This window comes from Planctopirus sp. SH287, from assembly GCF_056500625.1.
Map to the genome: position 1 here is coordinate 3,592,110 of NZ_CM151403.1, position 13,668 is coordinate 3,605,777.

Sequence of the window (13,668 nt, forward strand, 5' to 3'; positions counted from 1 at the left end):
ACCGCCCGAACATCTGTTGAGACCACGTTGCCATTCAGTTTCCACGTGAACCTCCTGGCGATGTCACAGATCCACCTGCGGAAGGGGTTTGCAAGCCGTTTTGAACTGGTGAGCGATTCAGAAGCGGCGGTGGGGTGTCATCAAACAAACCGCTGGCACGTAGCTCTTTGAGAAATTGAATCGATTCCACGTCGATATACTGGTCATAATCTTTGACCAGTGGCAATTCTTCCAGCAAGCGATCAGAGGGATTCGTGATTAAGGCGTTGGTCGTCTGATATCCAAGCAAAGCTGCAGCCAGAATTAATCCCCCACTGATGGCCCAGGGAACGGCTTCTCGAAGCTTCGACTGAATCAGAGTCAGCCAGGGGGTCAATTTGGGCTGGGCATCGATCCGGATGTTGGTAATCGTTTTTTCAGCAAAATCGGACGAGGCTTTGGTTGCGGGGAGAAGATCCAGCAGTTCCCAGGTTCGGGCCAGAACCTCGACTTCATGCCGGGCAATTTCGTTGCTGGTGAGCAACGAATCAACATTCTGTGCGCGGTCTTCCTCCAGTTCGCCATCAAGATAAGCGACAAGATCTTCACGAACTTCAGAGGTTAATCGCGTCTGTCGATTCATCGTGCCCCATCAAACCTTCACCTGTAAAACCTTCACTGTGGATGTACCACAGCGACACATCACAGCGATATCTGCCTGTTGCGAGGCCGATTCAGCAGCATCGCATCCTGAAAATTCAGAAAAAAGGTGTTATGCCTTGCGTGGCGTCACTTCATGGCCTCATTGCTGTCGCTAAATGTGATCGCATTGCCATTGTAACCGTCTGTGAGCAGTAAATCCCCGTCAGAGTTGGCAGCCAAAAGCCACCCTCTGTAAATTTTAATGCCTTCACGATACCCGATCGCTTCCCACTTGGAACCCCTCAACCTTGTTTCAGGGTTCGCACGAACTTGGAAAGTGTGGGCACGCTGCTTTATTTTCCCAGTGCCGTGTCACGGCTTTGTCTTCGGGTGATGTTGCCGCAACGTCCTCCGTTGTCGGACTTAACAACAGAAGAGACCCGAATTCTAGACTTTGACAATGCACGAGGGAAAAGTTCTTGCAATTTGAAAATGTGTTGAGTGAGAATGAGTGAGTGATTCTGTCAGTCAGTTTTATCACCGGTTGATGATTGATGACCTTCCCTTCACTGGCTGGGCAAAATATTGATGATTGGTGGCGTTATGCCGCCGATCCGGGGTGGATTCGCGATCGTTTTATTCGCACGGAGTTCCACAGTTCGCCACGGCATCATTTTGAGATTGGCCGTTCGCTGATTTCTGAAGCCCTGGTCAGCACCAACCCGACAAAGACTGACGAGTACTTTCTTTCCTTGTTGCTGCAAAGCGATGCCAGTTCACCTCTGGAAGTCGACTTCAGCGAAGGGCGTTTTTTTCGTCATAACCGACCCGGCGACATGGTGTTGAGCAATCCTTTTGGCGTTGAGCGGTTGTGTGGAAAAGGGCCGTTTTATTCCATTGTGATCTATTTCCCTTATGCGCTCGTGCATGAGCGGATAAGGCAGATTTTGGGAAAGGACTTACCTCATCTGAGTGTCTTGCACAGCAAAGTGTTAAGAGACGAGGCCCTCCAGCGGATTCTCATGCAATTGCAGATGAGATGTCGCCAGCCGGATGCCGCCAGCGAAATGACCGCGATTGATGGACTCTTCGATGGAATGATCAGACGCCTCCTGGCGCTGGCAGGGCATACGAGTTCGGCGGAACTTTTCACCGCGGATTCCAAGTCGCCGGGGATTCGGCGAGCCATGGAGTTTATCCATCAGTCTTATGGAGAGGTGATCGGACTGGAGGAAATGTCGCAGGCAGCTGAACTCAATCGCGGACATTTTTCCCGGATGTTTAAGTCCGCTGTGGGGAAGTCTCCTTCCCAGTACCTGATGCAAGTTCGTATGGAGCGTGCTGTGGAATTGCTGAGTGATCCCCGCGCCCAGGAGTTGCCATTGTCAGAGATCGCCACGCGCTGTGGTTTCTGTCATAGCGCCCATCTCAGCACCCGTTTCAGTGAGACGTTCGGGATGACTCCTTCGCAATTCCGAGCAGATGCCACCTGAGCATCTGTCGTCATGGCGGGCTGCGCAGCATTCGTGCTTGTAAAAGCCGCATATAAAACTGGCGAAAATCGCCTTTGAAGGCCGTTGCGCAGCTTTGATGCAAGCGTGAAAAATCGGCCCCTTCAATACGGGGGGTTCCCCCAATGGTGTTCAGGAGACGCAACCTCTTTCTCTTGAACATCTTGCGCCAATACGTGGGGCGTAGTCCTGATGTCGCTGAAAGAGTGCTGGCATGTCAGTTGCCAATGGGCAGGCGGGTTCAGTTGCTCCCACCATTTTTCCGGATTTATTTAAGGGGTCACAGAATGTCGCGGCGCGGATTTACGCTCATTGAGCTGTTGGTGGTCATTGCCATCATTGCGGTCCTGATTGCCTTGCTGTTGCCAGCTGTTCAGCAGGCCCGAGAGGCGGCACGTCGTTCTCAGTGCAAAAACAACCTGAAGCAGATCGGTCTGGCGATCCACAACTATCATGAGACCTATCGCCAGCTTCCCATGATCACCACGGGTGAGGAAGGGAATCAACTTTCCAATGGGACGGTTGTTCCCGGCGGGACTCTGGTTGCGACCTCGCAATGGGGTTGGGGAGCGTTCCTGATGCCTTTCATGGAGCAAGCCGTCACTTTCAATGCGCTGGAAGTTGGCAACAAGCGGTTGAAAAACCAACTCACGAATGCGGCGGCGCTGCAGGCTCTCACGGCGGTTTATCCGGTCTACCTTTGCCCCTCCGATCCCGCGCCCAAGGTCAATGATCAGCGGATGCTGAAAACGGCAGCGGGAGCAGACGTGCAGACGTCTTTGTCCAATTATGTTGTTGCCAACGGGACGCAGGAATTCAGCCAGAATCGCGGGAATGTCGCCACCAATGGGCAGACAGGGACAGGCCAGTTTCATCTCATGGCGGATGGCATGTTTATGGTGGGTGGGGGAGCCAAGTTTTCACACGTCACCGATGGGCTGTCGAACACGATCATGGTGAGCGAGCGGGCTTATCAACAAAAGCTGGGATTGAGCGTGGTTCAGACGTCTAAAGCGGCGCTCGTGTTTGGCCAGGCGACGGCGACTTCCATGTACGCCACGCGGAATAAACTGGAAGACATCGCGTTTAACGCAGCCGGCGGAATCAACTATCCGGTTGGTGGCTCATTAGCGATCAGCAGCCGGCATGTGGGGGGCGTCCATGTCTGCATGGGTGATGGCTCGGTGCGGTTTCTCAGCGAGAACATTCAATGGATCCCTTACGACTTCAGCAAGCCACCGGCTGAAATGCTGATCTCTGACAGCGTTTTTGAGTACCTCGTGTCGATTGATGATGGCCGAGCGGTGGGAGAGTTTTGATCCTCTCAAGAAAAAATGCTGGTTAGAAATTGGTGTTGATTCTATTTCTCCAAACTCCCCGAAAGACATGAGAGTATGTGTCTTCCTTCAAATTTCCTGACAAGATCCTGGCGCAGAGTGGCCATCATGCAGGGCCTGTTGCTCATGGTGAGCCTCTCGGGTTGTTCCCGCTATGACGGCCCCGAGTTGGGAACCGTTTTCGGCAAGGTCACTGTCGATGGCGAACCGCTCCAGGATGTCATGGTGGTCTTCGCTCCGGCCAGCGGTGGTCGTCCTTCACTGGCGGTCACCAGCAGTGATGGCAGTTATGTGCTCTATCACACCAATGGCTATAAAGGCGCCGAATTGGGCAAGCACTCGGCCATGCTGACTTACTCTGAAGACTCCAGCGATGTGAAGCAGCACTGGCTGGAGACTCGCATTCCCCCCATGCGAGTTAAAGATCCCGTGAAGATGGTGGAGCGGGGTGAGAACGAATTTCATTTTGAACTCACCAAGGATCAGTTGCCCAAGTAAGAGGCTATCCGGAAACGCTCAAACCCTTCTCCCTGAGGGAGAAGGTGGCCGCAGGCCGGATGAGGGGATTGGTATTGGCTTTGGAAACATGGAAGGTTCATCGGCCCTCACCCCAGCTTTCTCAACCTTGGCTTCTCCCGCAGGCGGAAGAGGGAGTATTTCCGGACAGGCACTCATTCGGTTTCCGGCATTTCAACTCAGCCATTCCTCAGAATGATCGGCGAGATCACTTTTCCCAGGTTATCGACCACCTCCATTCCCCTGATATGACAGGCTTGCCACGAACATGATGCGATTTGTTCAGATCGTCAGTTTTGCCGCCTTGATCGTGCTTCCCTATCTCAGTTTTGCCAATGAGAAGGCTGCGGTTGAAAAGGAAAATCCAGCCACAATCCGGTGGCGAACCGATTACAAAACTGCCCAGGTGGAAAGTGAAAAATCCGGGCGGGGACTGTTGCTGTTTTTTACCGGTTCAGACTGGTGCGTTTACTGTAAAAAACTTGAAGCGCAGGTTCTGCATGACCCTGAGACGGTGAAGACCATTGAGGAGCACTTCATCCCCATTCTTGTTGATATGCCGCGAAAAACGAGCTTGCCGGCCGAGTTAATAGAACAGAACGAACAGCTCTGCGATCGATTCAATGCGTCGTCTTATCCGACGTTAGTCGCCTGTTCGTGGAATGAATTTCCGTATGGCAAGATCGAAGGTTACGGCGGAGATAAGCCGAAAGCGACTCGCAATTTGCAACAGATGATTGCTGCGGGGGAGTGCTATACCAGGATTCAAAAGCTGGGAAAAACCGACCAGATCATGGATTCATTGCTTCTGGAAGAGTTCCTCTCGAAGCTGCCACTTTCTTTGCTGGGCGATTACTGGCAGCCGCATCTGGATCGTCTGCTGGTGATCAGTCAGGACGATCAAGAGCGTCATGACAAATGGCTGGCCATACAGAAAAATATGGTTGAACTCAGGGATCTCAATCTTCTCAAAGAGGGGTTTAACAAAGCTCTCCGTGCTAAGAAGGGAGGCGCTGCGGCTGCTGTGGCATATCTGGAATCCCAATTGCCGGCGGCCGAAACTCATCCCTCGCATCTGCAGTTTCTTGTGCCGATGTATAGCGCGTATTTATCGCATGCGGGACGATATGAAGAGTCTCTTAAAGTGGCCCGTGAATTTCACGATGCCCCCTGGGCCACTTCGCTGGAGAAGTCGATGTCATTGGATTTCCAGGCCAAGCAACTCTTTCGACTGGGGCGAGTCGATGAGGGGATACCTGTTTTGCAGGCTTTTTATGAAGCGGTGAAGGATCAGATCAATTCGCCCGACCCTGTGAGCGATTTTCGCACCATTGCGGTGATGGAGCTTTTCTACGCGGGTCAGGATCAGGCCGTCATCGAATATGCCGAACTGGTTTTCCAGAGTGCGGCTCCAGATTCTTTGTTTGTCCACAAGGCGGCATATTTTGGCAATCTGGCCTCTGCCCGCTCGGGAGGAAACCTTGATCAGCGGGCGCAACTGCTGTTGAAGGTCGCATCATTTGAGAAAAAAGAAGCAGATATTCTGACGAACAAGCTCAACGCCGCCATCTGTTATCGGGCTGATGGAGCCGATCAGAAAGCGGATGAGATCATTGCTTCGCTCAAGGATGTTTTCTCTCGGGAGAATGCCGACGATGAAAGCCAATCTCGGATGAAACCTCTTTGGGAACTTGCCAAAGGCTCCCAAAAAGACGCACTGCTTCACCTGGCCAGCCTCGCGAAAGAAGGGCCGGCCAGAACGGAAATGCTGAAGCGGGCGGAAAGATAATGGGGAGTCCGGAAACGAACTGAGGTGAAGGCTTTCAACTAGCACCAGTCTCGTTCGTACTTGTTTGGCCGTCTCTAAAAAGCCCCTATCGGGACTTGGGGCGACGAGGATGTGTTGCTCGTTCGTTTGGTTTTCAGCTATTGGTAAGCAAGTGGATTGGCTGGCGCTGGTTTACAAAAGACACGGCACACAAGGATCGAGTGGGTGATGGAGAATGGCTAAGCAAGAACATGATCGCGAGGATCTGTTTGCCGAAGCTGTCTCGCTGGTCACGCGTGGGCATTGGGTTCGTGTTGATCCACCCCCTGAGTTTTTTTCAGAAAACAAGGCTTTGCCGTATGTAGAGCGTTTCTGCCGGGAAATCATACTGGGTGAACGCTCAAATGGTTGGTTGTCCGTTTATGGCGATCAGTCACGAATGGTTCAGTTTGATGAAACGAATGCTGTTCGCCGGGCCTATGACGAGCCGGATCTTTACCGCTCTCAAGGGGGGACACTCGCCCGACTTCAGCGGCGGCGCGAAGCTGAGGCGACGGTGCTTCTGCGGCATGATCTCAATGCCCTTGAGCTTCAAGCATGGCTCCAGCAGACGCAGGGCTGGCTGAATGAGATTCTGGAGCAGTTGGTGGCAGGACGTTGGCGACTTGACCGGTGGAGCACACCTGAATCAGACGTTCCCAAGACTCCAGAGTCATTGATTCAGCGACTGGAGAGGATCGTTTCCGCCCCTTTAAGGCTGGCTCCTCCCCCTGTCGGAAAGCGATAATTGCCTGGATTCACAGTAACTGACGGGGCATCACATTGGTTCAGAGTGATTCACCCTTGCCGGCGCTGAGGGAATGACCGACACTAGAAACGATCCACACTGGGAACGATCGATTTTCCAGCCCATTTGTTATCCGGTCTGTGGAGCGATTCAGTATCGCGTTTGAAGCCTCTCTTAACCGGGTCTCGAAACGAGTTCTCATGAACGCCGCATTGACTATCCCTCCCAAGGTCGGTTCCCTCAGTGATTCTATCAAGGGAGAGAACATGGCACTGGAAACGGTTTATCCTTCCATTGCTACCACGGGGTTGGGGCGAATTCTGGGAACGCTGTATGAATCGCTCCCTTATGTTGCCCCCCGGATCAGGTTGTCGTACCTGATTTTTTCGCTTCCGACAGCACCCCTGGCTGTGGGGTTATATTTCTGGGTGAAAGTTCGTGGTGAGAGATACACCCTCACCACGGGGGGGATCCGGGTCGAAAATGCGTTAACCCAAGCTTGCCTGACGGAATTGTGTTGGGAGCAGATTCGCGAGATCCGGATTGATGCAGAGACCTACTCGCCTTACTTTCGTGCAGCCGATCTGGTGATTGAGACCAATACCGAACCAAAGACCTTGCGGCTTTCGGGCATCCCCTGGTGCGACCGATTTGCCCGATCGCTGGAAGATGCCCGGCGAGTATCCTCTTCAACGGGTTTCGCTGAGGCTCAGCTTGCGGCTCGCTCGCGCGGTCGTGCCGCTGTACCACCACAAGCTTGAGAAGACAAAAACCGCCGCGGCGCACAATCCCCATCGAATCCGGACGGCAAGGCTGCGGAACCATTCCGTGAAGCTCATGTCGCTGAGGGGAGCCGTTTTCTCAGCCTTCGCCAATTCCTGGTTTTCAGTCGGGCTGCGCTTCATGGTGGTTTCCGTCTGAATCACGGAAACCCAACCGGTTGAGGGAAGTGTTTCAGAGAGAGAAGTTGAAGATGTCACCTTCAGCTGCTGAGGCTCGGCAGGTTGCGGAACAGGAAGCTGTTGGGCAGTGATCTGCTGAGCAGTGGATCCTGGCGGCATAATCTGAGGTGCTGTTGCCGGGACTGGTGAGGCTCCTTCAAGTGTCCGCAACAGGGAATATGCATCATTTTCCGGTGGAATGTTTGCGGTTGTTGCTTCGAGGGTTACGAGTGTGCGTGATGCGAGTTCAATTTTTCCCTCTGGGGAAGAACCTTCGGATGGCACTTGTGACTGAGTCTCTTTGTGCTCAGAGAGAATGCGAGAACGCAAATCCCGTGTGGCTGCCGCTGCCTGCTCGACCTGCATGCGCAGCAGGGGTGTCATGCGTGCTGGCTGATTGATGTCGACCGGAGCAATTTCCCGCCAACCCAGAAGTTGGGGTTCTCCCACGACCTGCGCCAGTGTGGGAACCTGGCTGGCAGGCGCTTCAGATAATTTTGAAGCTTCACCGGTTAACGCTGGTGTCTGTTTTTGTGCTTTACCTGAGTCAAATTCGTCCCGGGAGAAGGTGTCGGCAATCTGAACGCGACCCTCTGGTTTATGCTGGGCCGATTCAACGGCGGCGAGCGGATGAGGCTCTCTCGCCCATGTTGACCAATCGGTTTCTGGTGAGGAGAGGTCACTTTGCTGGTGACTTTTCTTCTGGTGCGTCGTGGCTGTTGATTGACGTTCTGCCAGGTGCTGTTCTTGTTGATCGTTCGCTGGACTGATCTGGCTTGAACGCCGGTCAGCGACGCCAGCAGAGGCTGAAGCCATCGAACGTTGAACGACAGGGGCGGCTTCAAACAGGGGAGCATCTGTCAGATCCTCTTCAGTGGCCCCATGGAGAAGATCTGCGGAGAATTCTTTCGGTGGCTGCGAGTTTTGAATGTCAGCCGGTGACCTTATAGAAGCGGCAATCGACGTCGGTGCGGCTTTCTCGGTGGTTGAGGGTGACGCTGAGACTGTTTGCTTGCCGGTTGATTGGAGGGCGGTTGATTGGAAGGCGGTTGTTGTCGGAGACGTTTTTGTCTGGGGCGATGTTAATATCGGGTCGGTTGATTGAAGGAGAAGGCTTCCTTCACGCAGTCCCTGGTCGCTATCCATTGCGGGAGTGAGAGACTTCTTTTCGTTCGGTGGAGACTGTTGATACCACTCGGGAGTTTCTGGTTGAACCTTGGCAACGACCGGTGCCGACTGAGCAGCCGGGCTGGCTTCAGGAGGTTCTGGCTTTACAGGATCTTTCTTGGCAACGACGGGAGGCTTTGGTGTTACCGCTGCCGTTTTTGAACCGTCGGCTTCGGATTTGGCATTCGCGGTATTGGCCGTCACCGGTTTGGATGTTGCGGCCTTTGCGGTGCTGGCTTGTTTCGCTTCCAGTTGCTGGCTGATCTCTGCCACAAATCGAGAGGCGATGCCCTGAATTTCCAGCTCTTTGCCGTTCACTTGTGATGATGCGGTCGCCAGTTTCTCGGCTCTTTGGGCCAACCTCAGGGCTGTTTCGAGATCCCCTTTCTGGTAAGCCGCATGGGCATCGAGGAGCAGGTTCCGAATGCCGTTTGTTAAGTGATCAGTGCTGGGAGGGGGCGTTTGAGGTTTGTCTTTAAGGGCTGACGGTTCTTTCTTTTTCCCCCACGGCCAGATCCCGGCTTCTGCAGTGGGAACTGCCATGCCGAGAACGGACAGACCGGGGACTGGCATGAAAAGGCCAGTCAGCACCAATGTGCCAGCCAAAAATTTGACAAACCAGGAAGGGCGATTCTCCTGCTGTGTCGCAGGTGCGGGAAACTTCCCGGAGACATTGTGATAATGGGGTGTGGAATACATCTTGCGACTCCTTCGCGTAACTCGTCCACTCGTGAAATCGAGCCGAGATGGTTAAGCAGTTGAGTCAAAGAGGCGCGCCATCCTATTGGAATTTCGTGACCATTCGTCAGCCCGGGTTCATTTATCGCAAACCACCCATTTATCCAGCGGGGACGTGTCATCCGGGTAGCATTTCGTTGTGAGTTCGTTCGTGAACGATGGAATCAGAAGTGGCGACGCGTTACACTGGCAAATTCAGAGTGACTGAATCGTGGGGTAATCCTTTCCGGTCACGGCACGTAACGTCTTGCAATCTTGGAGTTTATCTCAATGGCCGGTCGTCGTTTGGATCAGCGTCGGATGGCGGAAGCTGCCGAAGCTCGAGGTATTGATGAAACCTCCGCCACCCCCAAGAAGCGTGCTACAAAGAAGGCCGCTACGCCACGTGCCCGTAAGGTTAAGGAAAAAGTTCAGGCCCGTAAGCGGCTTATCTGGGTTGTTTTCAATGGCAGCATGAAAGAAGAAGCCCGGTTCCCTTACGATCAACTGACAGAAGCCGAAGAGCGACTGGAAGCCCTTCGTCAGAAGTCGAAAAAGCTCTATTTCCTTCAGCCTGTTAAAGAGCTGATTGGTGATGGTGCCCCAGTGGCTTCGGGAGCTTTGGCCGTTTCGGAAGATCCCGAACAGGCTGCTGCTCTGGAAGAACTCGAACTCGAGGACGAAGAAGAACTCGAAGAAGAGATTGAGGAAGAGGAAGAAGACGAGGAAGAAGAAGAGGAGGAAGAGGACGACGACGAATAGTCGCCCTTAATTCCAAGGTTTTTTCCGCCGAGCGCCGTGCCAGGCTCTCTGTATCCTCAAAAAATGTAAGACATTCACTCGCGTGCTCTGGCTTTTGTCGGAGCACGCGAGTTTCTTTTGTTGAATGCCTTGAAGCTCTGAAACTGAGCGTTAATACGAATCGCAACTTGAAATGGCGTGTTGATGATCTCAAAAGCATGCTTGCCTCAAAGCCGCAAGTATGACACAGAGAGCGCTATTTCCAATTGAAATGCGTATGAGTCAACTTTTGGGGCAGGTGGCGTACCACGATCAGGGGTTGGCAGCCGACGTGGAGAGCAGCAGGGCCATTTCCTGCCATTGCAGAAACTTTCCGATGGCCTCACCGGCTGGATGTCCGGAGATTTGACCAGAGGAACCAGAGCAGCGTTCCAGATAGCGAATCATCTCCTGAGGTGTCCATTGTTCTGGTAAGGAAGCGATCTCGGCTGCGGAGCGGGTGTGTCGTAACGTTTTGAGAAGCAAATCCATCCGATTCAAGACAGGATGTTGCCCCACACGCCGAAACCAGTACATGGCATTGCTGGCGTCTGGTTCTCGACGATGATGAATCGCATGCCAGTAGTCTCCACTTCTGGGGTTTCCTTCCCCTTCAATTGACTGACTCATCTGGTGACTCTCCTCGGGAAAGCCAAGCATCTCCAGCCAGCCCGCTTTTATGGCTGTCAGTGTTATGAAATGCTGTTTTGTTTTGACGGAAGTGCTGTCAATGTGTTCTTTGATCCGCTGGATCGCTCCGTTTGTTGATTGGAATGCCATTTGTTGATCAGTTGAAACATTTTGCGACCCCCCACACTGCGGCGACACAACTCCTGCGTGACAGAGAGCAGGCCAATCGGCGGGGCTGACCAGAGTGGGAACGCCCCAGAAATCTTCTGGGGACGCGACTTTTTGTAAGTCGTTTTCAAGAGGTAATGGGACGGCAAAGATCTGCGGCTGACTGGTTTCGCCCGAGTTTCGGGCAATCTGTGCCAATTGCATGATCTCCAGCAGCCAGCGACTCCAGGATTCCCAAGAGGGCAAATCTGGGGAGACTGTGGAATCTGCGGCCTTGTTTTTCGGGTTAATGGCTGAGAAAGTCGGCGTCAGAGAGACGCCATACTCCATCGCGCACGCTGTGCCGGGATGAACCGCTGCCCAGGCCGAAGGAGGAACTTCAAAGCCGAATTCCGTCGATTTCCAATTCCCACATTGTGCAAGGACTTGCAGCCAGGGGTCGGGGAAATAGAGGGCAATCGCAGCATCTGACCACAATTCCCGGCTGGAATTACGGCTTCCCGTCCAGTTCGCCGATGCTGCGGAATGAGGAAGAAAACGTGACTGTTTCGTGGAAGTGTCGGACATGATGGCCAGAGGAATCTCCAGTGCTTGTTGTTTCCATGTCATTGAAGGGCTAACACGAGTTCACCATTTGCCGATCATAGCGCGGCATGGGATCAATGGTAAAAACGACAAAAAATGACACAAACTGGCATTTCGTTTGCTGTGGTTTTTTGAACAGGAGTTGCGGTTTGTCTTTAAAACCGTATCCTACTGAGTAGGTTGCTTGATGAAATTCGGCTGGGGAGTCAATTTTCATCAGGCTAATGGGTCAGCATGTTCGTCTTCGGGCGGCCATATGAGTAAGGCATTATTGAGTGGGCCTTGGCCAGATGTTTTCGGTCACGCAAGTTGCCGACAGGGGATCATTCGATTCCTTCAGGCAGACTTGCCGTTATTGGAACATGGTGAGGAAATAGGCCCTCAAGATGTTTTATGCAACCCTTGTCTCACGCGCGGACGATGAGTCCACGAGGAGAATTGGGATGGAAGCGATTCTTAAAGGCTACGAGGTCAACGCGCCGACATGGTTTTACCTGTCGTTGCTGTTGATTCTTGCTGTCTTTTTCAAATTTAATCGGGTCTGGTCACTGCGCAATCTCGATCTGGCGTTGCTCCTTGCGCTTTCGCCAGGGCTTTTGCTGGTCAGATATTCGGAAACGTCGTCTGCCTTTGGATACGCCTGGCTGTTTGTCGTCACGGGCGCCATTCTTGTCCGATTACTGGCCGATGGTTTTTTCACGCGGCGTCCGAGGCTGGAGCAGAACCTGAACGCTTCGGGAATGGCCTTTCTCTGCGTGTCCGCTTTGGCTTTTCAGGTCACCAAAGTAATGACGCAGGAGCCTCATGCGGCAGTCGTTGAGACGGCTCGCAGGGCCGATGACTTATTGAGAAGGCAAGATGGAACAACGTTAACGATTTTACCAGAACGTATTTCCAGTGACGCCAAAACCTCTGATGAAGAGGTGGCACAGGCGACAACTGGTGAATCTCGTGAGGTTGAAAATCGCCTGGAAGCAGCCGACGAGTCCAGCAAGCCGATTGAATCCGGCCCTGCGGGAATGCTACTTGCCACACCGATCGTGCGGATCACAGGTGGCGTCACAATATGGACAACACGTGTGCTGGCGATTCTCGCTCATCTGGCGACTTGCCTGGGATTGATCGCAGTTGGTCGCTGGCACTTCAGTGACACCCGCTTAGGGCTGGCGATGGCAACGCTTTACCTGTTGCTACCGGTCACGGCCTACGATGTGAACAAAGTGACGCATCTGCTTCCTGCGGCTCTGATTGTCTGGGCTTTTGCCTGTTATAAAAAACCCAGTATTGCTGGTGTCCTTTTGGGGCTGGCGTGTGGATCGTTGTTCTTTGCGATCTTTCTGCTGCCAGTCTGGATTGCGTTCTACTGGAAGCGGGGAGCCGCCCGGTTCTCGCTGGCTTTGGGGGCTGTTGCCTGTGTGATGCTTATTTGCCTGATGATGACGGCAGCCGATTCTCACTCGCTGACGCGACAGATTGTCGGTTCGATCGACTGGGCCGTTCTGAAGTTTGATTCAGGAGCCGGCAAAGGCTTTTGGGGACAATACGACCAGTCTTACCGCATTCCCGTTTTTGCTGGCTTCGTCATCATGCTCACGGTCATTACCATCTGGCCGATTCGCAAAAATCTGGAACACCTCATGGCACACTCGGCCGCGATTATTGTGGCCACGCAGTTCTGGTATCCTCACGAAGGAGGGATCTATGTGCTGTGGTATCTGCCGGTCATGTTGATCGTGATGTTCCGCCCGCGGCTGGCCCATCTTCCACCACGTCCTGCGGAATCGGCGTCCACGCTGGCCACAACGGGAAGTTCGTCGCGCAATCGGACGGGTAGCTCATCGACTTCAACGATGCGGACACAGTTCTATCGCTGATTTCCGCCCGCTGGTGATGCTTTTCTTTTCATCCCTGAAAGTGGTACGACCACTCTGTTCTGACAGGTTGTTGATTGGGAAATTCAAGACTCTGCGTGCCATGCTCACGGCTCTGATCTGTCTTTTATACACAAGTTTTCTTGAGCATTTGCTGGCAGGCTCGCCAAGCGAGGGTAGCCCAGGTTGCTTTGCAACCTGGGCCGGCAAAGCCGGTGAGAGGTCGCAGCTTGAGTCAATCCGACGAGACCATACCCGGTCAAACAAAA

The 13,668-nt window shown here is 53.2% G+C and carries 11 protein-coding genes; 8 read left to right on the plus strand and 3 right to left on the minus strand.

From position 1 onward, the window contains the following. Positions 1 to 34: 34 nt before the first annotated feature. Positions 35 to 622 (minus strand): anti-sigma factor family protein, encoded by a 588-nt coding sequence (locus SH287x_RS13330; protein WP_479514805.1) that lies wholly within the window; start codon positions 620 to 622, stop codon positions 35 to 37. Between the two features lie 553 nt (positions 623 to 1,175). Between SH287x_RS13330 and SH287x_RS13335 the strand changes: the two genes are divergently transcribed. From SH287x_RS13335 to SH287x_RS13360, 6 genes are all read left to right on the plus strand, one after another. Further along, positions 1,176 to 2,114: a helix-turn-helix transcriptional regulator gene (locus SH287x_RS13335; RefSeq protein ID WP_479514806.1), complete on the plus strand. Its 939-nt coding sequence runs from the start codon at positions 1,176 to 1,178 to the stop codon at positions 2,112 to 2,114. Positions 2,115 to 2,419: 305 nt separating this feature from the next. After that, positions 2,420 to 3,451: a DUF1559 family PulG-like putative transporter gene (locus SH287x_RS13340; protein WP_479514808.1), complete on the plus strand. Its 1,032-nt coding sequence runs from the start codon at positions 2,420 to 2,422 to the stop codon at positions 3,449 to 3,451. A 126-nt stretch (positions 3,452 to 3,577) separates the two neighbouring features. Continuing rightward, positions 3,578 to 3,967 (plus strand): hypothetical protein, encoded by a 390-nt coding sequence (locus tag SH287x_RS13345; protein WP_479514809.1) that lies wholly within the window; start codon positions 3,578 to 3,580, stop codon positions 3,965 to 3,967. A gap of 286 nt (positions 3,968 to 4,253) precedes the next feature. Further along, entirely contained in the window at positions 4,254 to 5,774 is a 1,521-nt protein-coding gene (locus SH287x_RS13350) for a thioredoxin family protein (RefSeq protein WP_479514810.1), read from the plus strand. A gap of 214 nt (positions 5,775 to 5,988) precedes the next feature. After that, on the plus strand, positions 5,989 to 6,540 hold the full coding sequence (locus SH287x_RS13355; RefSeq protein ID WP_479514811.1) for a hypothetical protein: 552 nt from the start codon (positions 5,989 to 5,991) through the stop codon (positions 6,538 to 6,540). Positions 6,541 to 6,740: 200 nt separating this feature from the next. Beyond that, positions 6,741 to 7,301 carry a hypothetical protein gene (locus tag SH287x_RS13360; RefSeq protein ID WP_479514812.1) on the plus strand — a complete coding sequence of 187 codons (561 nt, stop codon included), beginning with the start codon at positions 6,741 to 6,743 and terminating at the stop codon, positions 7,299 to 7,301. On the opposite strand, the gene SH287x_RS13365 is transcribed toward SH287x_RS13360, so the two are convergent. After that, on the minus strand, positions 7,230 to 9,347 hold the full coding sequence (locus tag SH287x_RS13365; RefSeq protein ID WP_479514813.1) for a hypothetical protein: 2,118 nt from the start codon (positions 9,345 to 9,347) through the stop codon (positions 7,230 to 7,232). The two genes, SH287x_RS13360 and SH287x_RS13365, sit on opposite strands and share 72 nt — an antisense overlap. Positions 9,348 to 9,656: 309 nt before the next feature. On the opposite strand from SH287x_RS13365, the gene SH287x_RS13370 reads away from it, so the two are divergent. Further along, complete coding sequence (locus SH287x_RS13370) at positions 9,657 to 10,127, plus strand: hypothetical protein (protein WP_479514814.1); 471 nt, start codon at positions 9,657 to 9,659, stop codon at positions 10,125 to 10,127. Positions 10,128 to 10,418: 291 nt separating this feature from the next. Here SH287x_RS13370 and SH287x_RS13375 read toward each other — a convergent pair whose 3' ends face one another. Next, entirely contained in the window at positions 10,419 to 11,552 is a 1,134-nt protein-coding gene (locus SH287x_RS13375) for a hypothetical protein (RefSeq protein WP_479514816.1), read from the minus strand. A 419-nt stretch (positions 11,553 to 11,971) separates the two neighbouring features. Here SH287x_RS13375 and SH287x_RS13380 point away from each other — a divergent pair, with 419 nt between their 5' ends. Then, positions 11,972 to 13,402, plus strand: a complete 1,431-nt coding sequence (locus SH287x_RS13380; protein ID WP_479514817.1) for a hypothetical protein — start codon at positions 11,972 to 11,974, stop codon at positions 13,400 to 13,402. Positions 13,403 to 13,668 lie beyond the last annotated feature (266 nt).